The sequence below is a fragment of the Kribbella albertanoniae genome, assembly GCF_004348455.1.
In the GTDB taxonomy this organism is placed as follows: domain Bacteria; phylum Actinomycetota; class Actinomycetes; order Propionibacteriales; family Kribbellaceae; genus Kribbella; species Kribbella albertanoniae.
The window spans coordinates 1-23,601 of the sequence record NZ_SMKA01000132.1; the positions used below are offsets into that span (position 1 = coordinate 1).

Consider the following 23,601-nt stretch of genomic DNA (forward strand, 5'->3'; position numbering starts at 1 on the left):
GGGGTGTATTGGACGTGTTGGGCGGCTGTGGTGAAGCCGAGGGTTTGGTAGAGGTGGCGGGCTGGGGTGTTGGTGCCGTCTACGTAGAGGGTGATGGTGTCGAGGGCTCGGGTGTTTTGGAGGTAGGTCAGGCCTTGGAGGGTTAGGGCTTTGCCCAGGCCGGCGCCTTGGTGGGTGGGGGAGACGCCTACTACGTAGACCTCGCCGGTGTTGTCTTCGACCTTGGTCCAGTGGTAGCCGGCCAGGTTGCCTTCGGCATCTATGGCGAGGAAGAAACCTGAAGGGTCGAACCAGGGCTGGTTGAGGCGGTCGTTGAGGTCGGACTGGGTCCAGGCGCCTTGTTCGGGGTGGGTGGCGAAGGCTTGGCTGTTGACTTCGAGCCAGGCGGCGTCGTCCTGGCCGGGGACGAAGGGGCGGACGGTGAAGCCTTCGGGCCAGGTCGGTTCGGGGAGGTCGGCTCGGGTACGGCGGAGGAAGTAGAGCTCACGGGATACCTCGAGCCCGAGGTGGGCGGCCAGTTCGTCGGCGCCGGGGAGGCGGCCGTGGGCCCAGACGGCGAGGCGGGGGCCGGCGTGGTCGAGCAGGATGCGCAGGAGCGCCGTACCGGTGCCTTGGCGGCGGTGGTCCGGGGTGACGACGAGTTCGGCGGAGCCTTCGGGGGTGAGGGCGGCGTAGCCGATCAGGTTGCGGGCGGACTGGAGGCCGGTGGGTTCGAGGGTGCCGGGTTCGCCGTCGTAGGCGAGGACGTGTAGGTCACCCGGGTGCTCGCCGTCGAGGTGCAGGAGGGTGCGTTCGTCGAGCGGGTTCACGCCGTCGCTGTGTGCGGCCGTGCGAGCGAGCTCCGTGACGGCGGCGGCGGTGGCCGGGGGCAACGGTGAGGGAACTGCTTCGAGTGTCACGGGAATACCGTAAAAGGTCCTGAGGAGTTCTTGCTCAAGTCCTTGGAAGGGTCGCCGCGCGTCGGGTAATTTCTCGGGACCGAGTGGCAATTCCCGCGCGGTGATCGCAACGACGACGGAGTAGACATGGCCTTGACAGGACGAGACATGAAGTGGCTGAACCGACGGCGGGCCGCGGGCCTGATCGCCGTCGGCACGGCCGCGGTGCTCGGCTTGGCCACGGGGGGAACCGTGACCCAGGCAGCGCCGGCGAAACCGAAGCCGACGCACACGCAGATCCAGTTGCTCGCCATCAACGACTTCCACGGCAACCTGGAAGCGCCGAGTGGCTCGAGCGGCAACATCAACGGGGTTCCGGCCGGTGGGGCGGCCTTCCTCGCCACGCACCTGAAGCAGATGCGGGAGGCGGCCGAGGCGAAGGGGCAGGACTCGGTGACGGTCGCCGCGGGTGACCTGATCGGGGCGTCGCCGCTGCTGTCGGCCGCGTTCCACGACGAGCCGACCGTCGAGGCGCTGAACGGGATGGGCCTGGAGGCCGCCTCGGTCGGCAACCACGAGTTCGACGAGGGCTGGCACGAGCTGCTCCGGATGCAGACCGGTGGCTGCCTGCCGGACGGTGACGGGCAGAACAACCAGAACTCCTGCCCGGACCCGAAGCGCCCGTTCCAGGGCGCCAAGTTCAAGTACCTGTCGGCCAACGTCTTCTTCGAGAACACGAAGCGGACGCTGTTCAAGCCGTACACGATCAAGACGTTCGACGACGGCCGCAAGGTCGGCTTCATCGGGATGACCCTGGAGAACACGCCGAACATCGTCACCAAGGCCGGTGTCGAGGGGCTCACCTTCACCGACGAGATCGAGACCGCGAACGCGCTGGTCCCGGAGCTGAAGAAGAAGGGTGTCGAGTCGATCGTCCTGCTGCTGCACGAGGGTGGCTTCCCGGCCGACCCGAAGGCGTACAACAGCTGCCCGGGGATCTCCGGCCCGATCGTCGACATCAACAAGGGTCTCGACCCGGAGATCGACACGATCATCTCGGGGCACACCCACCAGGGCTACAACTGCAGCCTGCCGGACAGCGCCGGTCAGCCGCGGCTCGTCACCAGCGGTTCGTCGTTCGGCCGCCTCGTCACCGAGGTGCGGCTGAGTATCAGCAACGCCACCGGTGACGTCGACCGGCTGAACACGCTGGCCAACAACCAGATCGTCACCCGCGACGTGCCGGCCGACCGCCGGACCAGCGAGCTGATCGGCAAGTACCAGACGCTGGTGGCCCCGATCTCGAACAAGGTGATCGGCCACCTCTCCGGTACGACGGTCTCCCGGACACCGGACGATTCGCTCGAATCCCCGCTGGGCAACCTGATCGCGGACGGGCAGCTGGCCGATCCGTCGACCGTGACCGGTGGCAAGGTGCCGGTGGCCGCGTTCATGAACCCGGGCGGTATCCGGGCCGACCTGGCGTCGAACGCGGGTGAGGTCACCTTCGGGCAGGCCTTCACCGTGCAGCCGTTCAACAACTTCCTGGTCTCGATGGACATGACCGGGACGCAGATCAAGGCCCTGCTCGAGCAGCAGTTCTCCGGCGTGAACGGTCCGGAGGCCGGCAAGTACAAGGTGCTCCAGGTGGCCGGCATCACCTACACGTGGAACCCGGCCGCCGCGGCGGGTTCGAAGATCGTCCCGGGCTCGGTGAAGATCGCCGGGCAGCCGCTCGTGGACGGGACGTCGTACCGGATCGTCACGAACAACTTCCTGTCCGACGGTGGCGACGGGTTCCCGGCGTTCGCGGCGGCGACGAACAAGTTCTTCGGTGGGCTCGACATCGACGCCTTCGCGAAGTACCTGACCGAGCACGACCCGTACACCCCGGGTGCGACCGACCGGATCTCGATCGGTTCCTGACCCTGACTCCGGCGAGTGCGTCGCCTCAGCGCGGCGCACTCGCGGAGGAAGGCGCGCTCACAGAGGAAGGCGCACTCACGGGAGGAACTTGAGCACCACCAAGGTCAATGCGCCGGCGGTGGTGATCGCGGAGAGTCCACCGAAGCCGCGCCGCAGGGCGGCACCGAAGACCGCCAGCGTGAGCGGGACCAGCATCACCAGCAGGGTGATCCCGCCCGCGTGGATGCCGACGTGCTCGCGGCTGCTGAGCACCAGGCCGAGCATCATCGCCAACGTCAGGCCCAGCCAGGTGGACCGGCGGATCGGTCCGTCAGCGGTCCGGTGACCGCGGTGCGAAGCGCGGGTCGCGCGGCGATGCGAGGTCGGAGCAACGTGCGCCATCGTGGATCGGTGACCTTCCGTGGAACGACGGAATACGCAAGGTAGCAGGATCCTTGACAGTCGTAAAAGGCCAAACGCACAACAGCCTCACCAGTCACACAACAGTTCTGGCGTCACATCATCGGTCTAGATCACAGCCCGTAACTCAGCCGCCGGCAAAGGGTGGCAGTGCGTCGATCTGAGCCCCCGCAGGCAGCAGCGTGCCGGCCGTCGCGCGCTCACCGTTCAGCAGGAAAGTGCAGAGCGACAGGACCCGCGCAAGCTCGGGGCGATCGGAAGACACCGTGCTGATCAAATCGCCGAGCGAAGCGGCCTCGGCGGTCGCGGTGGACTGGCCAGCCGCGCTGCGGGCGGCGGCGAAGTACCTGATGGTGACTTCCGGCATCTGGAGGCGACCTCACTAATCGGTTAAGTCTTCCGCTATTATGTCAGCTTGCTGTTGCTATCCAGTGTCTCGGGCCCCCGGCAATGACGCCGCTGGGGCTCGACGTGCACTACGACAGGAACAGGGGGACAACGTGAGCACGTTGCTTCTGCTGACGAACGCACTGCAGGCCTCGACCGAGGTGCTGCCGTCGCTCGCGTTGTTGCCGCACCAGATCCGGATCCTGCCCGCCGAGGTGGCCGCTCTGGTGGACGCCCCGGATGCGGATGCCGTCCTGCTGGACGCCCGGCGGGACCTGGTCGCCGTGCGCGGCGTCTCCCGCCTGATCCGTACGACGGGAATCGACGTACCGCTGATTCTGGTCGTCACCGAAGGCGGCCTGACCGCAGTGAATGCGGACTGGGGCGCCGACGACGTGCTGCTCGACACCGCTGGTCCAGCGGAGATCGAGGCCCGGCTGCGCCTGGTGATCGGCCGGCTCGCCGCGACCCGCAACGAGGACCCGGACACCAGCCTGATCCGCACGGGTGACGTGGTGATCGACGAGGCGTCCTACACCGCCAAGCTGAACGGGCGGGCGCTCGACCTCACGTACAAGGAGTTCGAGCTGTTCAAGTTCCTGGCGCAGCACCCCGGGCGGGTGTTCACCCGGGAGCAGCTCCTCCAGGAGGTCTGGGGCTACGACTACTTCGGCGGCACGCGGACGGTCGACGTCCACGTCCGGCGGCTGCGGGCGAAGCTCGGCCCGGAGCACGAGCAGCTGATCGGCACTGTGCGCAACGTCGGCTACCGCTTCGTGGTCCCACCGACCACCAGCCAGCGCGAAACGGCTGAGGTTCCCGCCTAAGAGAGCACGAAGCCCCCACGGGCAGGTAGATTCTGCGCGTGGCGATGGAGTCGGGGTCGTTGCTCACCACGGTGGGCCGCGCGGGGGTCTTGTTCGGTAAGGCGTGGCCGAGGTTGCTGGCGGTGTTTCTCATCGCCCAGCTCGCCCATCGCGGGCTGCAGTGGGTGGCCGTCCAAGCGGGTGCTGCCGCGGAGGCGGCCGGTCTAGCCGTCCTGGCGCTGATCGTCGTGGTCTCGCTGGCCATGTACGTCGCGATGTTCCTCGTCCTACGCGGTGAGCTGCCGTTCCACCGGCGGGCCGTTGCCGAGGGCATGCTGGCTCCCGACGGTGTCGAGCCGGGGAAGGAGAGCCGCCCGGTCGATGCACTGGCCGCGGCGCTGCTGCCGTTCCTGGCGTTCTACGCGGCGTACAAGTTCCTGCAGGCCGAGGCGCTCGACTACGAGTACCAACTGGCTGTTCACAAGGTGAACGAGACTGCGGCCACGGTGCTCGGCGGCGGGACGGTCGCTGAGCCGTCGCAGGGGCTGCAGTCGTTGTCGACCTGGCTGTTCATCGGCCTCGGCGCCGTCGCGTACCTGCTCCGCTTCGGGTTCAAGAAGTGGAAGCGGGAGGATGAAGGCCCGGTCCGCAAGCTGTTCGTCACGTACCTCGAAGCGCTCTGGATCTTCGTGGTCATCTACCAGGCCTCGTCGTACGTCCCGTCGCCGAAGCAGTGGCTGCAGGAGCGCCAGATCTGGCAGTGGCTGCACGATGCCTACGTCTGGCTGCTCGACAAGGTGCTCGGGGTGAGCCAGGTCCGCGAGATCTGGGACGCCGTCACCGGCTTCATCGCCGCCGGCATCGGTGACCTCTGGAGTGCTGCGGTGCTCCCGCTGATGTGGATCACCATGACCGCGGTGATCTACGGCCGGGCCGTGCACAAGGCGCAGCAGCAGCCACGCTGGCGCTTCGACCGGCTGACGAACCGCTGGCAGCAGACGCCGCGCTTCGTGCAGGCAGCCGGCAACTCCGTCGTCGCGGACTGGAAGGATCGCTGGACGCCGGTGGCGGACGCGTTCCGGCTGGTGCTCCGCTCCGGCCTGCGCCCGATGCTGGGCTACTTCCTCGCCTGGGCGGTCGTCACCTTCCTCGCCAGCGGGGTGTGGATCGCGCTGAAGATGTGGGTCCTCGGCCCGCACACGCTGCAGTTCTGGCTGGTGATCGACGAGCCGCTCAACCTGATCACCGACGGGCTGAAGATCATGCTCCAGGTCGCACTCCTCGCGGCCGCCTACGACCGGATGATCGGCGGCTTGGCCGGCTACCTGACCCGCGGCACGCGCCCCGTCGTCGAGCAGGACGACAGCGAGCAGGGCGGCGTCGCCGACCTGACCGCCGCTACCTCGGGAATGCCAGATACTCAGGGAGTTTCGTAGCCCACGTGATCGTCGGCTGAACGCTGGCCGCGACAGACTTCGGTACGACGAAGACCGCCGCGATCTCGTACGGCTTCCCGGCGGCCGGCTTCACGTAGTGCTCAGCGTTGGCACCACGCCAGCTCTGCGGCCCGTCGTCGTACCCGCCGGTGCAGCTGTTCGGCCGATCCTGGTAGTCGTCGGCGAGGATGTCCTCGTCCCAGATCCGCCCGTCCGGAGCGCGCAGGTGCGGCCGGCAACCGCCGAGTCCGGGCTCGTCGAGTGTCTTCACGTCGTCGACCTGAAGCCGGAAGTACACGCGGATCCGGGTCGTGTCCGCCGGCAGCGGATCCGGAGCCCCGGCCCGCTTGGGCTCCGGGTTCTCCTCGATGCTCGCGGCGTACCAAGTGGCTCCCTGGTACGACGTCCCGCCATCGGCCACGACTACCGCGTCCCGCGGCTCGCCGTCGTACCAGGACTTGTAGTCCGATCGTGTCGTCCACCAGCCGGCCAGCGGGACGGTGACGACCAGCGAGGTCAGGGCGGCGACGTTCTTGCTGAACCAGCCCCGGCGGGCCCGGCGTGCCCCGGTCACGACGTGCTCACGCGGTTGAAGGTGACCACCGGGCTGACCTCGGGGGACGACTTCACGTCGAGCGGCACGTTCACCTGGGGCTCGAGGTCGTTCATGATCGACTTCTCCATCACCTGCAAGGTTGCTCCGGGCAACTTGTCGGCCGGCATCTCGACCACGAACGAGCCGCGCGCCGGGATCCCGGGCGCGAACTGGAAGCTGGTCAGGTCCACCCGGTCCAGACCGCTGCGGTTGGCGCCGAGGTAGCTGACCCCGTCGGCGCTGCGGATCCGCACCCAGTTCAGGTGGATCGGCTCCCGGGTCGCGGTGATCGTCGCGTCCACCACGACGAAGCTGGTCTGGGTCTTGCGGTCCGGCGAACTGCGCGGGATCTTCAGCGTCTTGCCGACCCGCACCGCGTCGACCGTGAGCTTGAAGCGGCCGGCGTCGACCGAGCGGCCGACGATGCCGTTCACCGGGGTCGGGTCCTGGATGTCCTTCTGGGTCGGGGTCACCCGGTAGAGCCCGATGATCGCAACCAGGACGACCAGCGTCAGAGCGCCGTTGAGGAGCTTGCGGCCGGTCACTTCGTGTTGTCCTTCACCTTGATCGTGCCCGCGCCGGCGAGCGCGTCGGGCAGCCACTTCTCGTGGTGGTCCAGCAGCGACTCGTCGTAGTGCTTGTAGCCCTGCACGCTGACCTTGACCTCGGTCGGCAGCTCGGAGAGCTTCGGCAGCTTCCAGACGAAGGCCACCTGCTGCTCGACGTCCGGCGTGAGCACCGGGTTCATCGTCTCGTCGTCGATGGTGGTGGTGCCCATCGGCGCCTCGGTGTCCTTGATCCCCGGGACGCCGATCAGCCGGAACAGGTCCGACGGCGGCCTGGTCCCGAGGTCGTCGGTGACCTTGACCTTGGCCACGATCGCGATCAGCGCGCCCCCGGGCTCGGGCTGGAACAGCGGCTTCAGGTGCTTGACCGTGACCACCCGGTCGACGGTCACCGCGAACTGCCCGGCGTCCACCGCCTTCCCCGCGGTCAGCGGCGGCGTCTCCGCGGCAGCCTTGTTCAGACCGCCGAAAGCGGCCGAAACCGCCAGTACGACGGCGCTCGCGCCGATCACCCAAGTCTTTACCGATCGCCCGCGGACCTTCAGGTTCGCCAGTTCCGGAAGCTCTTCAGGCTCCTGCTCTTCCACCGGCCCTTGCGCTGGCCTCCCCGTTTGCACGGGAAAAGGGTAACGAGCGGCAGGGGCAACACGGTGTAATGGCCCTATGGAGGAGACGGGGCTGATCGTGCGACCGGGGCTGGTGGTCCCTGAGGGGGAGCTGAGTTGGCGCTTCTCCCGGTCCAGTGGGCCGGGCGGGCAGTCGGTGAACACCACCGACAGCCGCGTCGAGCTGAGCTTCGACCTGGCCGGTACGACGGCTCTGCCCGGCGTACTGAAGACTCGCGCGCTGGAGCGGCTGGAATCCCGCCTGGTGGACGGTGTGCTGACGATCGCGGCCTCGGAGTACAAGTCGCAGTGGCGGAACCGGGAGGCGGCGCGGACTCGGCTGGTGGCGTTGCTGCGGGAGGCGATCGCCCCGCCGCCCCGGCCGCGGCGGGCGACCAAGCCCAGCAAGGGCGCGGTCCGGCGCCGGCTCGACGACAAGAAGCGCCGCGGCCAGACCAAGCGGCTCCGATCCCGCCCCGACGACTGAGTGTGTCCAAGGTGTGAAACAACACCTGGACCCCAAAAACCACCGACGTACTCTGGTTTGTTGTGAGCCTAGGACTGTGGGTACTGGCCGGCGCGCTCGTCGCCGGAGTGCTGCTCAGTGTGCTCAAAACCTGGATCGACGGCCGATTCCGGCAGAAAGCGAGTGACGTGGAGCGCGTCAGTGCAGCCGACGTCGGTGTCGAGCTGGGTGAGCGGGCCACGTTGCTGCAGTTCTCATCCGCCTTCTGCGCCCCCTGCCGGGTGACGCGGCGGACGCTGGCCGAGGTCGAGGGCATGGTCGACGGCGTCCGGCACGTGGAGCTCGACGCGGAGTCGCACCTGGACCTGGTCCGGAAGCTCGACATCCTGCGGACGCCGACCACGCTCGTGCTCGACAGCACCGGAGCGGTCGTCAAACGCGCCAGCGGTGCCCCGCGCAAGCCGGATGTGATCGCAGCGCTGGCCACTGCGATTGACCACCAGCCGAGCTGACGGGATGGCGCTCGACCCCGCCTGACCGGCATGCTGTGCCAGTGGACTTCCCAGCCGGTTGGTACGACGACCCTCAGCACCCGACACAGCAGCGCTACTGGAACGGGACTGCGTGGACCGACGAGCGTCGTCCGCGCGAGCAGCCGGCACAGCAGGCGTCGCCGTACCAGGGTCAGTATGGCCAGCCCGCGCAGGGCCAGCCGCAGTACGGCCAGCCGGTGCAGCACGGCCAGGTGTTCGGCGGTGGCCAGCCGCAGAAGCCTGCGCAGGACCGGCCGGTCTACGGCCAGCCGGGCCCGCAGCAGCCGCAACAGCCGCAGACTCAGCAACCTCAGTACGGGCAGCCGCAGTACGGCCAGCCTCAGTACGGTCAGCCGAGCCAGCACGGTCAGCCGGCCCAGTTCGGGCAGCAGGGTTACCCGGCCTATCCGCAGCAGCAGGGCGGCTACGGGTACCCCGGTCAGAACCGGTTCGCGACCCCGGACGGTCAGCCGCTGTCGGGCTGGTGGCGGCGCGTCGCTGCGCGCATCATCGACAACATCCTGGCCGGCATCATCGCCCTGCCGTTCACGGGCTATTTCGTCTGGCAGTACATCCAGTGGCTGGGGGACTACTTCCAGACTGTGTTCGACGCGGCGGCCGCCGGTGCGCCGCCGCCGAGCTCGACCTCGGCGCTGCCACCCGAGGTCTACAAGTGGATGATCCCGATCACGCTGATCAGCGCCGCGGTCGCGTTCGCCTACGAGTTCTTCTTCCTGACCAAGAAGGGCGCGACGCCGGGCAAGATGGCGCTGAGTATCGCCGTGCGGATGCGGGAGCGCCCGGGGCTGCCGAGCAACGTGGCGATCGCCAAGCGGGCCGGATTCGCCGCCGCCATCGGCGTACTCGGCCTGGTCCCGCTGGTCGGCACCCTGCTCAGCCTGGTCGCCCTGCTCAACTACCTGTGGCCGCTGTGGGACGACAAGAAGCAAGCGCTGCACGACAAGCTCGCCGAGACGAACGTCGTCCGCAGCTAGCAGGTCCAGAATATGATCAATTGTCTCAGTTAATGGGACAACTGCGAACCTTCCGCTCCACGTTCCGTACTCTCGGAGCGTGGAGTACACGACCTTGCTGACCAAGCGCCGCGCAGTGGACAACTGCCGCATGCGCTCGTCGCTGTGTCGTGGCCGCTGACCAGGCGGCGTCCCGAGCGCTGTGGAGCTGATCGCTGAGCGCGGTTCCACGTACGTCGTCTCCCGCAGGTACGGGCGGGTCCGGCTCGAACCACTCCTCCTCCAGGAGTCGTCATGTCCGAACAGACGGCCAACCACACTCCTCCCCAGGTCGACCCGCGGGGGCTCCGGTTCGCAGCCGGTGTGACCGCGGTTCTGCTGGCGTTGACACTGATCCTCGGTAACCCGTGGATCCTGGCGGTCCAGACACTGGTGTTCGCGATCGGGACCGCCTTCGGCGTCCAGGCATCGCCGTACGGCCAGTTCTTCAAGCGCGTGGTGCGCCCGCGCCTCGGACCGCCGAAGGAGCTGGAGGACGCGGCGCCGCCGCGGTTCGCCCAGCTGGTCGGGCTGATCTTCGCGATCGTCGGCCTGATCGGTTACCTGAGCGGCGCAGTCGTGCTCGGAGTGGTCGCCACCGGATTCGCCCTCGTCGCCGCGTTCGTGAACGCGGCCGTGGGGCTCTGCCTCGGCTGCGAGGCCTTTCTGCTGATCCAACGCATTCGTACGCCAAGCACCGCTACCAATTAAGAGAGGCAGCACACATGAGCAGGGAAACTGCGCTCGTCTCGGCCGACTGGGTCGAAGAGCACAAGAACGATGCCAACGTCGTCCTGATCGAGGTCGACGAGGACGTCTCGGCGTACGACGCCGGCCACATCGCCGGTGCGATCAAGCTGGACTGGAAGGACGACCTGCAGGACCCGGTCCGCCGGGACTTCGTCAACCAGCAGCAGTTCCAGGAACTGCTGTCCGGTCGCGGCGTAAAGAACGACGACACCGTGGTGCTGTACGGCGGTAACAACAACTGGTTCGCCGCCTACGCCTTCTGGTACTTCAAGCTCTACGGCCACGGTGACGTCCGTCTGCTCGACGGCGGCCGCAAGCGCTGGGAGCTGGACAGCCGCGAGCTGACCGACGAGGCCGTCAAGCGCGAGGCCACCGAGTACGTCGCGAAGGCACCGGACCTGAACATCCGCGCCTTCCGCGGTGAGGTCGAAGAGGCCATCGGCGTCAAGAACCTGGTCGACGTCCGCAGCCCCGACGAGTACGCCGGTCGCCTGCTCGCCCCGGCCCACCTTCCGCAGGAGCAGGCGCAGCGCGCGGGTCACATCCCGACCGCGGCCAGCATCCCGTGGAGCAAGGCGGCCAACGACGACGGCACCTTCCGCTCCGACGACGAGCTGAAGACCCTGTACGCCGACGCCGGGGTCGACTTCGGCAAGGACACCATCGCGTACTGCCGGATCGGCGAGCGCTCGGCGCACACCTGGTTCGTGCTGCACGAGCTGCTCGGTCAGGAGAACGTCAAGAACTACGACGGGTCGTGGACCGAGTGGGGTTCGCTGGTCGGCGTACCGGTCGCGCTCGGCGACGAGCCCGGGGAGGCCTGACATGTGCGGAGCCAAGAAGGGCGGCCTCGATCTCAAGGGCGTCGATGTGGACAAGGAAGCCGTGATCCAGGGCCAGGTGCTGCGCGGTGACGAGCCGGTCGGCGGCGCGTACGTGCGGTTGCTGGACGCAACTGGTGAGTTCACGGCCGAGGTGCCGACGTCGGCGACTGGGCACTTCCGGTTCTTCGCCAAGCCGGGCGAGTGGACCCTGCGCACGCTGGCGCCGAAGGCCGACCCGGTCGACCGCCAGGTAGTGGCCCAGTACGGCGCGGTCGCGGAAGTGGCCGTTACCGTCTGAGCTTTCGCTCGTTACAGATGGTGCCGCCGTCACGGGACGGCAGCCCACCCTGAGGCAGTTCCCGAAGGGCCCGGACCTTGCGCGTCCGGGCCCTTTGGTATGCCCGGAAACTGTTGTGCACAAGGGCTTCCGGGGTCATTCGCCCGGGGTTATGGGTAGCCGGTCCGGATCTCGGTGATTGAACTGCAAGGTAACGGTTTGGTCTCGGAGCGCATCGGGCTCGTTACCTACCGCTACCGCCTGAGTTGTGCTCTGTGTCCTGGCCCGCGCTACGGGTCATGTCATCACTCAGGGAGGAGGGGTCATGGGACCCCGCATCGGATACAAGAAGCTCGCCGCCGTCGGTGTAGCGGCGGTCGTCGGCGTTGCTTCTACGATCGCGCTGACTTCGGGCTCGGCGTCCGCGTCGCCGGTCTTCGGCTACAGCGGCTACGGCATCGGCGTTGAGGCCACGGGAGGTGTCGTCAACAGCGGCCCGCAGACCGTGAGCACCATCAGCTGCACCACGAACTCGTCGGCCAAGATGTCGAACGACGTCGCCGCGGCGAACGTCAACAAGCAGGCCATCGCGCGCACCGTGCGGACCGACACCCACGCCTTCAACAACAAGAACGGCAACGGCGTCACCAGCAATGCATCTGCTGTCGACATCAAGATCGGCAATCTGCTGCACCTGACCGGTGTGAAGACCACCACCACGGCGGTGTACAAGAACGGCAAGCTGTCCTACACCGGCGGCACGACGTACGCCGGCGTGAAGATCGGCGCCGTCTCGGTGCCGTCGCTGCTCAAGCCGAAGTGGAACACCAAGGTCGCCGTTCCGGGCCTCGGTTACATCGTGCTGAACCGCGTCGGTGGCGTGAAGAGCGAGAGCGGCATCTACTCGTACGCGCAGGCCGTCGTGGTCCACGCGAACGTGAAGAACAAGTACATCCCGGAGGGTGTCGACGTCGCGATCCTGAAGACGCGTGCGGAGATCGCCAAGCCGGCCGTCGGTGTCGTCATCGGTGACGCCTACGTGACCAAGGCGAACGTCGGCAAGCTGGTCGTTTCCGGCCCGACGTCGTACCAGGCGACCTGCAAGGGCACCGAGGGCAAGACGATCCGCGCCTCGGTGGGCGAGGTCGTCATTCCGAAGGTCGCCTACGTCGGTGCTGCTTACACCACGAAGAACGGCTTCCAGAACGCCGACAAGGCCGCCGTCAACTTCACCTCGCACGTCGCGGGTGTGAAGGTCGGCAAGCTGTCGATCGGTGCCATCAACTCGTCGGCATCGGCCTGGAAGAGCAAGGACGGCAAGTACGGCGTCACGTCGACGTCGAGCATCGCCTCGATCACCGTCAACGGCAAGACCTACCCGGTGAAGACCGGCGTGAACTCCACGCTGGACATCCCCGGCATCGCCAAGCTGACCTTCAACCAGGTCGTCAAGCAGCAGCGGTACATCGCAGTGAACGCGCTGGTGATCGACGTCTACAGCCTGGACACCAAGGTTGTCGTCGGCCACTCCGCCGCGGGCGTCATCGGCTGAACGAGCCACCTGTCTGAGTCGAACCTCACCGTCTCAGAATCTTGAGAACCACCTCGGGTCCCTTCGGGTTCCGAGGTGGTTTTCTTTATGCCAGCAAGCGAGCTGCTAGCTCAGCGTTGCGCTGGGCAAACAACTGCCAGCTCGCCGGAGTCGCCGCTACCCGCGCCCGCGCCGTCCGCTCAGTCATCGCGTGCTGCGTCCACGTTCGCACCCGTCCGTCGCGCAGACCGAAGCTGACCATGATTCCGTCGGCCCAACCGAAGACGTCCGCATCGTCGGCCGCCAGCAGTGACACCTTCTGCTCCGCCACGATCCACTCGAACGCCGCCAGTTCGTCCTGCAGCTTCCCCGCGAACTCGAAGCGCAACGCACCGGCCGCCTGATCACGTCGCCGTACCAGCTCTGCCCGGACCGCTTCGACCGCAGCAGGTTCACGATCCAGTACGGCGTACGCGGCCTGCGTGAGCGATTCGCGGTCATCCGGCCCGACACCGAAGAGTTTGGCGAACTCACGCACCGATCCGGTCGCCTCGGTCGTGTACTGCAACGGGAACACGCGTTGCAGGGCCGAGATCGCCTGCCGGATCCGCAGGCCGCCCAGGTACGGGCCGAAGTGCTTGGTGGACGAACCGAGTTCGTGGGTGAACCGCGGGCCGTCCGAGTCGAAGCGGATGTAGCCGATCACCTCCTGGCCGCCCTCGGTTCGGTTCCAGCGGGGCTTGGTGTGCTCGAGCAGGTTGCGTTCCAGCCAGGCGGCCTCGTGTTCGGAGTCGCACTGCACGCCCTCGACGCGGGCGATCCGGTTCACCATCCGGGCCAGCCGCGGGCGGTCGCCAAGATGCGTCCAGTACGACAGCACACGGCGGCGCAGGTTGACCGCGCGGCCGATATAGAGGATCCGGCCGTTGTCGTCCCGGAAGCGGTAGACGCCGGGTGCCTGTGGCAGCCGGCGGGCGACCAGACGGGCGCCGCCCACGGTCAGGTCAGTCATGTCAGGCGTCGAGAATCAGGGTGACCGGGCCATCGTTGACCAGGCTCACGTCCATGTGCGCGCCGAACCTGCCCCGTTCCACCTTGGCACCCAACTCCTCCAGCGCTGCGCAGAAGGCGTCGTACAGGGGTTCGGAGACGGGGCCGGGGGCGGCCGCGTTCCAGGACGGGCGGCGGCCCTTGCGGGTGTCGGCGTACAGGGTGAACTGGCTGATCGCGAGGATCGGCGCCTGCTCGTCGGAGGCCGAGCGCTCATCGTGCAGGATGCGCAGCGTCCAGATCTTGGCCGCCAGTGCCTTCGCCGCCGCGGCCGTGTCGTCATGGGTCACCCCGAGCAGAACCAGCAGGCCCGGTCCCTCGATCGCCCCGACCACCACGCCGTCGACCGTCACGGATGCCTGACTCACTCGCTGTACCACTGCTCTCATAGAGACAATCTTGCCGTGCCGGAAGATATCCTGTGAATGCTGGATATGGCCGGTGATCTTCTCGCGATGATCGGGGATCTGGCAGTATTTGCTCCATGGCCTCGACTCTGATCACTGTTGCCCCCACCGGCGCCGAGACGGCGAAGGCGGACTGTCCGGCGCTGCCCACGACCCTCGACGAGCTGGTTGAGACGGCGAAGCGGTGTGAGGCGGCTGGGGCCGCGATGATCCACCTGCACATCCGCGACGGTGAGCACCGCCCGACGCTCGACCTCGGCCGGCTGACCGAGGCGGTGGCCGCGGTGCGCGCGAGCACGGGTCTGATCGTGCAGCTGTCCAGTGGCGGCGCGGTCACCGATCCGTACGACCACCGGCTGCGGGTGCTCGACGCCGAGCCGGACTCCTGCTCGCTGACGATGGGCACGGTCAACTTCGGCGACGACGTCTTCATGAACCCGTGGCCGTTCGTGACCGAGCTCTACCAGCTCAGCCAGGAGCGCGAGATCGTCCCGGAGTTCGAGCTGTTCGACCTCGGCCACGTCGCGGCGCTGCACCGGTTGCTGGACAAGTTCGGCCTCCCGTACGGCGGTCGCGTCCACTGCGACCTGGTGATGGGTGTCCCCGGCGGCATGCCCGGTACGGCGGAGGCCCTGGTGGCCGCGGTCAACGCGCTGCCGCCCGCGGTGACGTCCTGGTCCGCGACCGGCATCGGCCGTACGTCGATCACCGTCGCGCTGGCCGCGTTGTCGAAGGGTGGCCACCTTCGGGTCGGCATGGAGGACACTCTGACGCTGGCGAAGGGGTTGCCGGTGAACCACAACGCCGAGCTGGTCGAGCGTGCTGCCGCGCTGGCGACGATGGCTCAGCGGCCGCCGATGTCACCGGACGAGGCGCGGGACCTCCTCAACGTCAAGCGTGATCGCTGAATCACGAACACCACCAGACCGACCCCGATGATTGTTGCCTCCAGCAATAACCAGTCGCGGAGGTAGTTGCGCGGTAGGACTGTCGGGTTCGCACCCTTGCCCTGGCGGAGCAGTAGCGGAATCGCGATCAGGGTGGTGATTCCGACGTACAGCAAGGTGGTGCGGACTGCGCCGACCGTGCGGTGATGGTCGGGGCCGATCGACCAGCGGGTGACGAGCCAGCCGACCGCCACGGTGAGCGGGACGAGGACGAAGTCGTCGGCGATCACGACGCCACCCAGCCAGAGCGGCAAGCGGATCAGCTGTGACGGTTCGAGCGACTGGAGCATCAGCCAGACACCCCAGAGGCCGAAGCCGATACCGAATGCGATCAGGGCGACCCGGGTCTTCATGACAGAACCTCCAGCCGGTGCACCCATTTGGTCTGCAGGACGCCGGGACGGTTGGGGGCGATGATCCGGGCCGGGAAGCCGTGGTCGAGAGCGAGCTCACCGCCGTTCAGTCGCAGAGCGAGGAGGGTGAGGGGATCGGCGGCGTACTCGGGTGGTAGCTCTGTCGTCGCGTAGAAACCGCCCTTCTCCATCGAGACGACGCGGACTCGCGAGGATGCCGGGGCGCCACAGAGATGGAGGAGATCGCGGATCCGGATGCCTTCCCAGTGGGCGCCCTGGCTCCACCCCTCGACGCAAGCGATCGGCAGGTCGGAGCGACTCTGCGGAAGGCCCTGCAGCTCGGTCAAGGAGAGCGATAGTTGCTGTGGGCCACTGATCGTGAAACGCCAATCGGCCGCGATCCTGAAGACGCCCGCGTCATGGGCGGTGCGGTTGACGGGTAGACCTTGTGGGCCGACGTTCGGCTTGCGGGGCGCGAGGACGGCGACCGGGCCGAAGACCGGGACGGACTGACCGATCGTGCTGATACCGACCAGCGAGGCGGCGCCGGCGACCGTGCGGAACAGGCCGCGGCGAGTCAGCCCGGTGGTTGCTGGCGGCAAGGATTCGGGTACGGCGTCCGTCGTACGGCGCCAGTGGCTACGGATCAGCGGAAGTTTGACGGCGATGTGCACCAGGAGTGCGCCGACGATGATCCAGGCCAGGGCGTAGTGCGTCTGCTTGAAGGGGAACGGCCACGGATACCACTGCAGGGTGTTCAGGTAGCCGATGAACAGTTCCAGCGCCATCGCCGCGACGAGGACGAGGATCGATCCGCGCTCCAGCAGCGTCTTGAGCTCGGGCTTGGCGAAGAGCTTGGGGTAGACGGTCCAGAGCTTTGCCAGCAGCAACGGTACGGCGATCGTTCCGCTCAGTACGTGTAGCCCCTGGGTCACCCGGTAGAGCGAGGCCGGTCGAGTGGGAATGTGCAGCCAGGCGGACGTTTCCTGGACGAAATGGCTGAACAGGCCGGTCAGGAAGCAGATCACCACCGCCGCGGCCAGCCAGCGCCCGATCACCGTCGCCACCCGGGGATGATGCAGCGGCGAGCGGAACGAGTCCTCCGTCGGAGGGGCCGGAAGCTTCATGACTCAACTACACCGCAGATCGTCGATGTCGAACGGGCGTGAGCCCTTACTGATTGCGAACGGCACAGTCTGCTCGCGAACGGGATCCGTTGCCGCTTTCGGCACGTCTATCGAAGGGTGCTCGGCCTGCGGAAGGCATAGGCTGGGCAGGATCAGCGGAGGGAGTGAGCAGCAGGTGAAGACGCAGCAGCGGTCGTTCGAGGACGACGAGCGGGCGATGGCGGACCTGGCCGAGGTGTCCGACTGGACCTCGGTCTGGGGACCGCCCGGGGCCGGCCCGGAGGCGATCCGGGAGCGCGTCCTGCGAATCACTGCTGCCACCGGCTGGCGGCCCTGGGCGCCGGGGAACATCGACCCCGAGCGCTTCACCTGGGGTCTGGTCACTCCGCGCGAGACGGTGATGCTGTTGCTGCCCGACGCCGTGCTGCCGGAGAGCCCGCGGAGCGGGTGGTCGGCGTACGAGATCGCTCCTGGTGAGCTCGCCGCCGCCGAGGAGGGCCTCGACGAGCACTGGCCGGACGAGATCGAGCGCGGCCGCCGGCACTGGGGACCCCCGGTGTACGTCGGTCCTGGGTCGGATCCGCGGGTTCCCCCGGAGTGGCGGGACCGGCGGCGGCACCTGGCCGTCTGGCTGCGCCCGGGCGCCGAGTTCCACCTTTATGCCACGCAGCCGACTGTGGACACCCCGCAGGCCGGGTTCGGGTACTCCGTCTATGCGAGCGAGGTCGCCTGATGGCTGATGAAGCCGAAGAGATGCTGGAGATCCTGTTCAAGCAGATCAGGAAGCTGGTCCGCGGCCTGGACAGGTACCGGCAGCAGCTCGAGCGGAATCGGCAGGCGCAGATGCCGCGGCCGCTGATCGAGGAGATCCGGAACATCCGGACCCACAACCCGGACATCGACCGGGCGATGAACGACCGGCCGCCGCAGGATCAGTACGCGCGGATCGAGCAGCAGTTGCAGGTGCTGCGGGAGCGCGAGGCCGATCTGCGCCGCCAGCTCGACGACCGGCAGCAGGAGCTCGAGGCGAACCAGGATCTGAATCGGGACGGGGTTGACGACACCTCGGTCGACGACCGTGACGAGCGCGACGAGGTCACCGACGACGTCGACGAGCGGGACGACCAGGAGCAGCAGGACGACCGCGAACGCGATGAGCAGGAGCAGCGCGAGCGCGAAGAGGAAGAGCGCCGCCGCGAGGAGGAGGAGAAGCGCAAGCGCGAGGAAGAGGAGCGCAAGCGCCAGGAGGAGGAGAAGCGCGAAACCGGTACGCCGAACCCCCAGCTGCCGGTCGGTGCTGCCGCGGGAGCTGCGGCTGCGCCCGCGCTTGATGACGACTTCGACCAGACCGCTGAGCAGATGCGCGCCGACTACGAGGCTGATCGCGAGCAGTCGCGGGAGTCGATGGAGGCGCAGCGCCAGGAGATCGCGCAGCAGCAGGCCGAGCAGATGGAGAACTGGGACGGTCTCGGCAACCGCGAGGTGATGGACCAGATGCGTACCGAGGCGGAGCAGCGCGGTGAGCTGCCGCCCCGCGACGTGGCCGAGCAGGTGAACGAGGCCCAGCAGAACCAGCCTCAGGAGGCTCCGGAGCAGGAGCAGACGGAGACCCGGCAGGAGCAGGTTCAGCAGGAACGGGTTTCGCAGGAGCAAGCTCAGCAGCAGGAGCAGGATCAGCCTGACCAGGCTCAGGATCCGCAGGAGCAGACTCAGGAGCAGGTTCGCGAGCAGGAGGAGCGCGCGCCGCAGGCTCAGGAGGAGCGGCAGCAGCAGGCTGAGCAGGACGGCGTGGACGGCGACGGGCCCGAGAGCCGCCGCGAGCAGGAGACCGAGCGGCAGCAGGAGGACGACCGCGAGCAGGCTGACGTCGGCACGGGGGAGGGCTTCGCGACCGGCGGTGACCATCAGGTCGCGAACCAGGCGGCTGAGCAGGCCGAGCAGCCCGACGGGCGCGTGCAGGCAGTCGATCAGGTGCTGGAGCGGGACCGGCTCGACCGGGAGAACCAGCAGGGCGCCAACCCCCAGGACGGGTCGAACCGCCCCGGCATGTCACCGGACGAGATCCGCCAGGCCCAGGAGAAGTACAGCGCCGGTACGTCGAGCCCGAGTGGTGCTGTCGGCAGCCGCCCGAACGGGGAGGCGCTGGACGGCGCCCGCGGCGGCCAGACCGCAGGCCAGGTGCACGCGAAGACCACCCAGCGCGGCGGTCGCGAACAAAGCGGCCACGAACTGAAGAAGGGCTAGCTAGTAGACGATGGCCTGGGCGTTGTCCGCCAGGATCTCCTCGGTGAATGCGGGCGCTCCGGCGATCCGCGTACCGGGGAGCAGATCGGCCTCGGTCAGCTCGCGGCGCTTCACGCACTGCGTGCAGGCCGTGAGCTGACCGCCTTCCAACACGGCCGCGAGCAGATCCGCGAGTGGAGCGGCGTACGGGAGTTCGAAGGTCTCGGCTCGCCCGGGGACGGCGAACCAGACGGCCTCACCGGTCAGCCAGAGCGACACCTCGGCTCCGGCGGCGACCGCGGTGGCGGCGACCGTGAAGGCCTGGTTGGCGCGCTCGGCCTCGTCGGCGCCTGCGGTCAGTTTGATCACCAGCGTGCGGGACATCACGCCACGGTAGCCGAAGGCCCGGGAACGATCCTCTAGACTGACCACTGTGCTGCACGTCATCTTCACCACGCTGCTGGTCCTGGTCACGATCTTCATGGGCTGGTTCTCGGCATACGTCGTCTATCGGCTGTTCCGCGGCCGGCAGGCGAGCTGAGCGACCCCGATGGCGTTCGAGATCCCGCAGAACCTGCACCCCGACCTGATGCCGCTGGCCTGGCTGCTCGGTCGCTGGGAGGGCCGCGGGCACGGTGACTACCCGACCATCGAGAAGTTCGAGTTCGGGCAGCAGATCGACTTCAGCCACAACGGCAAGCCGTTCCTGCACTATGTCAGCCAGACCTTCGTGGTCGGCGAGGACGGCAAGCGGGAGCGTCCGCTGGCCCTCGAGACCGGATTCTGGCGGCCGAAGCCGGACAACAAGCTCGAGGTGATCCTCGCGCACCCGACCGGCTTCGCCGAGATCTGGTACGGCGAGATCGACGGCGCCAAGGTGGAAATGCGCACCGACGTAGTCGCCCGCACCCAAACCGCCAAGGAAGTCACCGCCGGCCACCGCCTCTACGGCCTCGTCAAAGGCGAACTCATGTGGGCCTACGACATGGCCGCCGAGGGCCAGCCCCTCCAACCCCACCTCTGGGCCACCCTAATCCGCGCCTGATTCATAACGTCCGAACACCCGGAGGCCCGCCCTCCGATCTTTCGGACGTTATTTCGTGATCCCAGCTAACGTCCGAACGTCCGGAGGCGGGCCCTCCGATCCTTCGGACGTTAGCTTTCGGCTACCCAGGAGTATTCGACTTTGGGGCGGCCGGAGCGGCCGTCGTAGCGTTGGGTGCGGAGGGCCTGGCCTTGGTCGGCCAGGTGTTCGAGGTAGCGGCGGGCGGTGATGCGGGAGGTGCCGATCGAGGTGGCGACCTCTTCGGCGGTCCAGCCTTCTCGGTTGCCGAGCAGTTGGACGACCCGGTCGAGGACCGAGCCGGCCAGACCTTTCGGAACCGAGGACGTGGTCCTTGCCGGGTGCAACAAACGGTCGACCTCGTCCTGGTCGGCGACCACCTGACCGGACTCGGCGGCGCGGCGCTGGCGGGCGTAGGCCGTGAGTCGGTCGCGCAAAGTCTCGTAGGCAAAGGGTTTCAGCACGTATTGCACGACGCCGATCCGCGCCGCCGCCTGGACCGCCGCGACCTCACGGGCCGACGTCACCGCGACCACATCTGTTTGGTTGCCCTGGGCCCGCATTCGGCGAACCACGTCCAGACCGTGACCGTCCGGCAGGTTCATGTCCAGCAGCACGAGGTCCACGCCCGGCCGGGTGAGCACCTGCAGTGCGCGCGCCGCCGTACCGGCTATGCCGATACACGTGAAGCCGGGCAGCCGATCGACGTACGTGCGATGTGCCTCGGCCGCGACCGGGTCGTCCTCGACCACGAGGACCCGCAGGTCAGGCACTCGCACTCACCGCCCGCGGCAGTCGGACCCGCACAGTGAGAGCCGGTACGTCGGCCAGTTCCGAATCCGGATCGACCATCAGCTGACCCTGCCAGCGCTCGACCGTACTGCGCACGAGGACGAGTCCGAGGCCATGACCGGGCTCGGCCTTCGTACTCCAGCCGCGCTCGAACATGTGCGCCAGCTCCGTGGCACCGAGCTCGGCACCGGTGTTGGTGACCACCAGGTCGATCGCGTCGGGCGTCGTACCGGCTCTGAGCTCGACGCGGCGGGGAGCCGGTCCACCACGGGCGGCCTCGATCGCGTTGTCGAGGAGGTTGCCGACGACGGTGACGACGTCCTGGGCCGGGAGCCGGGTGTTCAGCGGCTCGTTGCCGAGCTCGAGGGTGAGCGTGACACCGCGCTCTTGGGCCTGCGCCAGCTTGGCGAGCAGCAGCGACGCCAGCACCGGGTCACCGACCGTGCCGACGACTCGATCCGTCATCGCCTGAGCGAACTGCAACTCCGACACTGCGAACTCCCTGGCCCGCTCGGGCTTGCCGATCTCGATCAGGCTGACGACCGTGTGCAGCCGGTTCGACGCCTCGTGGTTCTGCGCCTGCAGCGACTCGGCCAGGCTGCGGACCGCATCCAGCTCACCCAGTAGCCGCTGCAATTCGGTGTGGTCCCGCAGGGTGACGATCCGGCCGGCTCGGGAGGGTTGCTGGTTCACGACCAGGACGCCGGCCGCGCCGAGGTGGAGTTCGTCGTACGCCGTTCGCCCGTCGCGGAGCAGTTCGGCCAGCGGCGTACCGAGGTGGAGCTCTTCGATCGGCGTACCGGGCGGGACCTCGTGCAGGCCGAGGAGTTGCAGGGCCTCGTCGTTCGCGAGCTGAACCCGGCCGTCGGCGTCGAGCAGGATCAGCCCCTCGCGAGCTGCGTGCAGAACGCCCTCGTAGAAGTCGAGCATCCGGGCCAGCGACTGGGTGCCGATCCCGCGGGTGGCGCGGCGGACCCGCCAGGCGACGAGGGCGTTGCCGGCGATCGCGACACCGAGCATCAGGCTGGCGATGCCAAGCATCGGCCGCACATCGAGACGGATGAGCTCCCACAAGCCGGCCGGGGTGGTCCCGGTGGCGGCTGCGTCGCGGTCGGACTGGGCGCGGGACCGGGCCACCAGGGAGATCCAGACCATCACGATCAGTACCAGGACCGTGACCGTCTGCAGCCAGAGAACCTGGCGACGGAGTTCCCACGGCCGGTGTTTCACACCGGACAGTCTGCACCGAGAACGATATGAACGAAACGCGCACTTCTCCTGTGCGTCACGTCACAGTTACTCAAGCCCTCCCGGCTTTTGGTTGCCAGTACTGCCCGCCGGCCGATACAGGAGTCCCGCATGGCCACGACCGAACCCCGACCGACCCCGGTCCGGAACGATCGAACCCACTTCCTCTACATCGCCGTCATCGTCGCCGCTCTGCTCGGTATCGGTGTCGGCCTGCTGTTCCCGAGCTTCGCGGTCGAGCTGAAGCCGCTCGGCACCGGATTCGTGAACCTGATCAAGATGCTGATCAGCCCGATCATCTTCTGCACCCTCGTCATCGGGATCGGCTCGGTCCGCCAGGCGGCATCGGTCGGCAAGGTCGGTGGCCTTGCGCTCGTCTACTTCCTGGTGATGTCGACGGTCGCACTGTTCATCGGACTGCTGGTCGGCAACATCGTCCAGCCGGGCTCCGGCCTGAACCTGACCGACAAGCTCCGCGAGGCCGGCCAGAAGCAGGCCGGTGGCGCCCACGAGACGACGACCGACTTCATCCTCGGCATCATCCCGAAGTCGCTGCTCTCCTCGCTGACCGAAGGTGAGGTCCTGCAGACCGTTCTGGTCGCGCTGCTCGTCGGCTTCGCCCTGCAGGCGATGGGTTCGAAGGGCACTCCGATCCTGACCGGCATCGGCCACATCCAGCGGCTGGTCTTCAAGATCCTGTCGATGATCATGTGGACCGCCCCGATCGGTGCCTTCGGCGCGCTCGCCGCGGTCGTCGGTGCGGCCGGCTCGACCGCGCTGGTCAGCCTGCTGAAGATCATGCTCGCCTTCTACATCACCTGTGCGCTCTTCGTCTTCCTTGTCCTGGGCACCATTCTCAAGGTCGTCACCGGGATCTCGATCTTCCAGCTGCTGAAGTACCTGGGGCGCGAGTTCCTGCTGATCGTGTCGAGCTCGTCGTCGGAGACCGCGCTGCCGCGACTGATCGGGAAGATGGAACACCTGGGGGTCGGTAAGCCGGTCGTCGGTATCACCGTCCCGACCGGGTACTCGTTCAACCTGGACGGCACCGCGATCTACCTGACGATGGCGTCCCTGTTCATCGCCGAGGCGATGGACACCCCGTTCTCGCTCGGTCAGCAGGTCTCGCTGCTGGTCTTCATGATCGTCGCCTCCAAGGGCGCCGCCGGTGTCACCGGCGCCGGCCTGGCCACCCTGGCCGGCGGCCTGCAGTCGCACCGCCCCGAACTCGTCGACGGTGTCGGCCTGATCGTCGGTATCGACCGCTTCATGTCCGAGGCCCGCGCCCTCACCAACTTCGCGGGCAACGCGGTCGCCACCGTCCTGGTCGGCCACTGGGTCGGCGACTTCGACAAAGCCCAGGCCCGCCAGGTCTTCGCCGGCGAAGACCCCTTCGACG

General features: G+C 67.7%; 28 protein-coding genes. 15 read left to right on the top strand and 13 right to left on the bottom strand.

Going from position 1 to position 23,601, the window contains the following annotated elements:
* Positions 1-899, bottom strand: an 899-nt coding sequence (gene mshD, locus E1261_RS25210) for a mycothiol synthase (RefSeq protein ID WP_132410586.1), incomplete at its 3' end; no start/stop codon positions are given.
* Positions 900-1,046: 147 nt separating this feature from the next.
* Between mshD and E1261_RS25215 the strand changes: the two genes are divergently transcribed.
* Positions 1,047-2,804: a bifunctional metallophosphatase/5'-nucleotidase gene (locus E1261_RS25215; RefSeq protein WP_238176414.1), complete on the top strand. Its 1,758-nt coding sequence runs from the start codon at positions 1,047-1,049 to the stop codon at positions 2,802-2,804.
* Positions 2,805-2,879: 75 nt separating this feature from the next.
* Here the strand turns inward: E1261_RS25215 and E1261_RS25220 are convergent, their stop codons facing one another.
* Both E1261_RS25220 and E1261_RS25225 read right to left on the bottom strand, forming a co-directional pair.
* Positions 2,880-3,185, bottom strand: a complete 306-nt coding sequence (locus E1261_RS25220; RefSeq protein WP_132410590.1) for a hypothetical protein — start codon at positions 3,183-3,185, stop codon at positions 2,880-2,882.
* A 145-nt stretch (positions 3,186-3,330) separates the two neighbouring features.
* A complete protein-coding gene (locus E1261_RS25225) occupies positions 3,331-3,570 on the bottom strand; it encodes a MoaD/ThiS family protein (RefSeq protein WP_132410592.1) in 240 nt (79 codons plus the stop codon).
* Between the two features lie 133 nt (positions 3,571-3,703).
* On the opposite strand from E1261_RS25225, the gene E1261_RS25230 reads away from it, so the two are divergent.
* Positions 3,704-4,417, top strand: a complete 714-nt coding sequence (locus E1261_RS25230) for a response regulator transcription factor (protein ID WP_132410594.1) — start codon at positions 3,704-3,706, stop codon at positions 4,415-4,417.
* A gap of 44 nt (positions 4,418-4,461) precedes the next feature.
* Positions 4,462-5,832, top strand: coding sequence for a hypothetical protein (locus E1261_RS25235; RefSeq protein ID WP_238176417.1), 1,371 nt, complete (start codon positions 4,462-4,464; stop codon positions 5,830-5,832).
* Here the strand turns inward: E1261_RS25235 and E1261_RS25240 are convergent.
* From E1261_RS25240 to E1261_RS25250, 3 genes are read right to left on the bottom strand one after another with little or no spacing between them, the layout of a single operon-like run.
* On the bottom strand, positions 5,795-6,406 hold the full coding sequence (locus E1261_RS25240; protein ID WP_132410596.1) for a hypothetical protein: 612 nt from the start codon (positions 6,404-6,406) through the stop codon (positions 5,795-5,797). The two genes, E1261_RS25235 and E1261_RS25240, sit on opposite strands and share 38 nt — an antisense overlap.
* Positions 6,403-6,972 (bottom strand): DUF4352 domain-containing protein, encoded by a 570-nt coding sequence (locus E1261_RS25245; RefSeq protein ID WP_132410598.1) that lies wholly within the window; start codon positions 6,970-6,972, stop codon positions 6,403-6,405. Before E1261_RS25245 ends, E1261_RS25240 begins: the two co-directional genes overlap by 4 nt.
* Complete coding sequence (locus E1261_RS25250) at positions 6,969-7,610, bottom strand: hypothetical protein (protein ID WP_238176415.1); 642 nt, start codon at positions 7,608-7,610, stop codon at positions 6,969-6,971. The genes E1261_RS25245 and E1261_RS25250 overlap by 4 nt, the downstream gene beginning before the upstream one ends.
* 46 nt (positions 7,611-7,656) lie before the next feature.
* On the opposite strand from E1261_RS25250, the gene arfB reads away from it, so the two are divergent.
* The 7 genes from arfB (at position 7,657) to E1261_RS25285 (ending at position 13,013) form a co-directional block, all read left to right on the top strand.
* On the top strand, positions 7,657-8,085 hold the full coding sequence (gene arfB / locus E1261_RS25255) for an alternative ribosome rescue aminoacyl-tRNA hydrolase ArfB (protein ID WP_132410600.1): 429 nt from the start codon (positions 7,657-7,659) through the stop codon (positions 8,083-8,085).
* 62 nt (positions 8,086-8,147) lie between these two features.
* Positions 8,148-8,576, top strand: a complete 429-nt coding sequence (locus E1261_RS25260; RefSeq protein ID WP_132410602.1) for a TlpA family protein disulfide reductase — start codon at positions 8,148-8,150, stop codon at positions 8,574-8,576.
* Between the two features lie 41 nt (positions 8,577-8,617).
* On the top strand, positions 8,618-9,592 hold the full coding sequence (locus tag E1261_RS25265; RefSeq protein ID WP_165952650.1) for an RDD family protein: 975 nt from the start codon (positions 8,618-8,620) through the stop codon (positions 9,590-9,592).
* A 273-nt stretch (positions 9,593-9,865) separates the two neighbouring features.
* Positions 9,866-10,321 (top strand): DUF4395 domain-containing protein, encoded by a 456-nt coding sequence (locus E1261_RS25270; protein WP_132410604.1) that lies wholly within the window; start codon positions 9,866-9,868, stop codon positions 10,319-10,321.
* A 14-nt stretch (positions 10,322-10,335) separates the two neighbouring features.
* Positions 10,336-11,184 (top strand): sulfurtransferase, encoded by an 849-nt coding sequence (locus tag E1261_RS25275; protein ID WP_132410606.1) that lies wholly within the window; start codon positions 10,336-10,338, stop codon positions 11,182-11,184.
* A 1-nt stretch (position 11,185) separates the two neighbouring features.
* Positions 11,186-11,482 (top strand): DUF1416 domain-containing protein, encoded by a 297-nt coding sequence (locus tag E1261_RS25280; protein ID WP_132410608.1) that lies wholly within the window; start codon positions 11,186-11,188, stop codon positions 11,480-11,482.
* Positions 11,483-11,786: 304 nt separating this feature from the next.
* On the top strand, positions 11,787-13,013 hold the full coding sequence (locus E1261_RS25285) for a choice-of-anchor P family protein (RefSeq protein ID WP_132410610.1): 1,227 nt from the start codon (positions 11,787-11,789) through the stop codon (positions 13,011-13,013).
* Between the two features lie 85 nt (positions 13,014-13,098).
* Here E1261_RS25285 and E1261_RS25290 read toward each other — a convergent pair whose 3' ends face one another.
* Both E1261_RS25290 and dtd read right to left on the bottom strand, forming a co-directional pair.
* Positions 13,099-14,004: a GIY-YIG nuclease family protein gene (locus E1261_RS25290; protein WP_132410612.1), complete on the bottom strand. Its 906-nt coding sequence runs from the start codon at positions 14,002-14,004 to the stop codon at positions 13,099-13,101.
* A 1-nt stretch (position 14,005) separates the two neighbouring features.
* Entirely contained in the window at positions 14,006-14,431 is a 426-nt protein-coding gene (dtd, locus tag E1261_RS25295) for a D-aminoacyl-tRNA deacylase (protein ID WP_132410614.1), read from the bottom strand.
* A gap of 95 nt (positions 14,432-14,526) precedes the next feature.
* Between dtd and E1261_RS25300 the strand changes: the two genes are divergently transcribed.
* Entirely contained in the window at positions 14,527-15,357 is an 831-nt protein-coding gene (locus tag E1261_RS25300) for a beta-keto acid cleavage family enzyme (protein WP_132410616.1), read from the top strand.
* Here E1261_RS25300 and E1261_RS25305 read toward each other — a convergent pair.
* On the bottom strand, positions 15,294-15,749 hold the full coding sequence (locus tag E1261_RS25305; protein ID WP_132410618.1) for a hypothetical protein: 456 nt from the start codon (positions 15,747-15,749) through the stop codon (positions 15,294-15,296). The two genes, E1261_RS25300 and E1261_RS25305, sit on opposite strands and share 64 nt — an antisense overlap.
* Positions 15,746-16,876, bottom strand: coding sequence for a molybdopterin-dependent oxidoreductase (locus E1261_RS25310; RefSeq protein WP_132410620.1), 1,131 nt, complete (start codon positions 16,874-16,876; stop codon positions 15,746-15,748). The genes E1261_RS25305 and E1261_RS25310 overlap by 4 nt, the downstream gene beginning before the upstream one ends.
* Before the next feature lie 175 nt (positions 16,877-17,051).
* Between E1261_RS25310 and E1261_RS25315 the strand changes: the two genes are divergently transcribed.
* Positions 17,052-17,609: a hypothetical protein gene (locus E1261_RS25315; RefSeq protein WP_238176416.1), complete on the top strand. Its 558-nt coding sequence runs from the start codon at positions 17,052-17,054 to the stop codon at positions 17,607-17,609.
* Positions 17,609-19,120, top strand: a complete 1,512-nt coding sequence (locus tag E1261_RS25320; protein ID WP_132410622.1) for a hypothetical protein — start codon at positions 17,609-17,611, stop codon at positions 19,118-19,120. Before E1261_RS25315 ends, E1261_RS25320 begins: the two co-directional genes overlap by 1 nt.
* Here E1261_RS25320 and E1261_RS25325 read toward each other — a convergent pair whose 3' ends face one another.
* Entirely contained in the window at positions 19,121-19,483 is a 363-nt protein-coding gene (locus E1261_RS25325; RefSeq protein WP_132410624.1) for a DsrE family protein, read from the bottom strand.
* 166 nt (positions 19,484-19,649) lie between these two features.
* Here E1261_RS25325 and E1261_RS25330 point away from each other — a divergent pair, with 166 nt between their 5' ends.
* Positions 19,650-20,144: a heme-binding beta-barrel domain-containing protein gene (locus tag E1261_RS25330; protein WP_132410626.1), complete on the top strand. Its 495-nt coding sequence runs from the start codon at positions 19,650-19,652 to the stop codon at positions 20,142-20,144.
* A gap of 110 nt (positions 20,145-20,254) precedes the next feature.
* Here the strand turns inward: E1261_RS25330 and E1261_RS25335 are convergent, their stop codons facing one another.
* Positions 20,255-20,935: a response regulator gene (locus tag E1261_RS25335; RefSeq protein WP_132410628.1), complete on the bottom strand. Its 681-nt coding sequence runs from the start codon at positions 20,933-20,935 to the stop codon at positions 20,255-20,257.
* Positions 20,928-22,184 carry a sensor histidine kinase gene (locus E1261_RS25340; protein WP_132410630.1) on the bottom strand — a complete coding sequence of 419 codons (1,257 nt, stop codon included), beginning with the start codon at positions 22,182-22,184 and terminating at the stop codon, positions 20,928-20,930. The genes E1261_RS25335 and E1261_RS25340 overlap by 8 nt, the downstream gene beginning before the upstream one ends.
* Before the next feature lie 129 nt (positions 22,185-22,313).
* On the opposite strand from E1261_RS25340, the gene E1261_RS25345 reads away from it, so the two are divergent.
* Positions 22,314-23,601, top strand: a 1,288-nt coding sequence (locus E1261_RS25345) for a cation:dicarboxylate symporter family transporter (RefSeq protein WP_132410632.1), incomplete at its 3' end; no start/stop codon positions are given.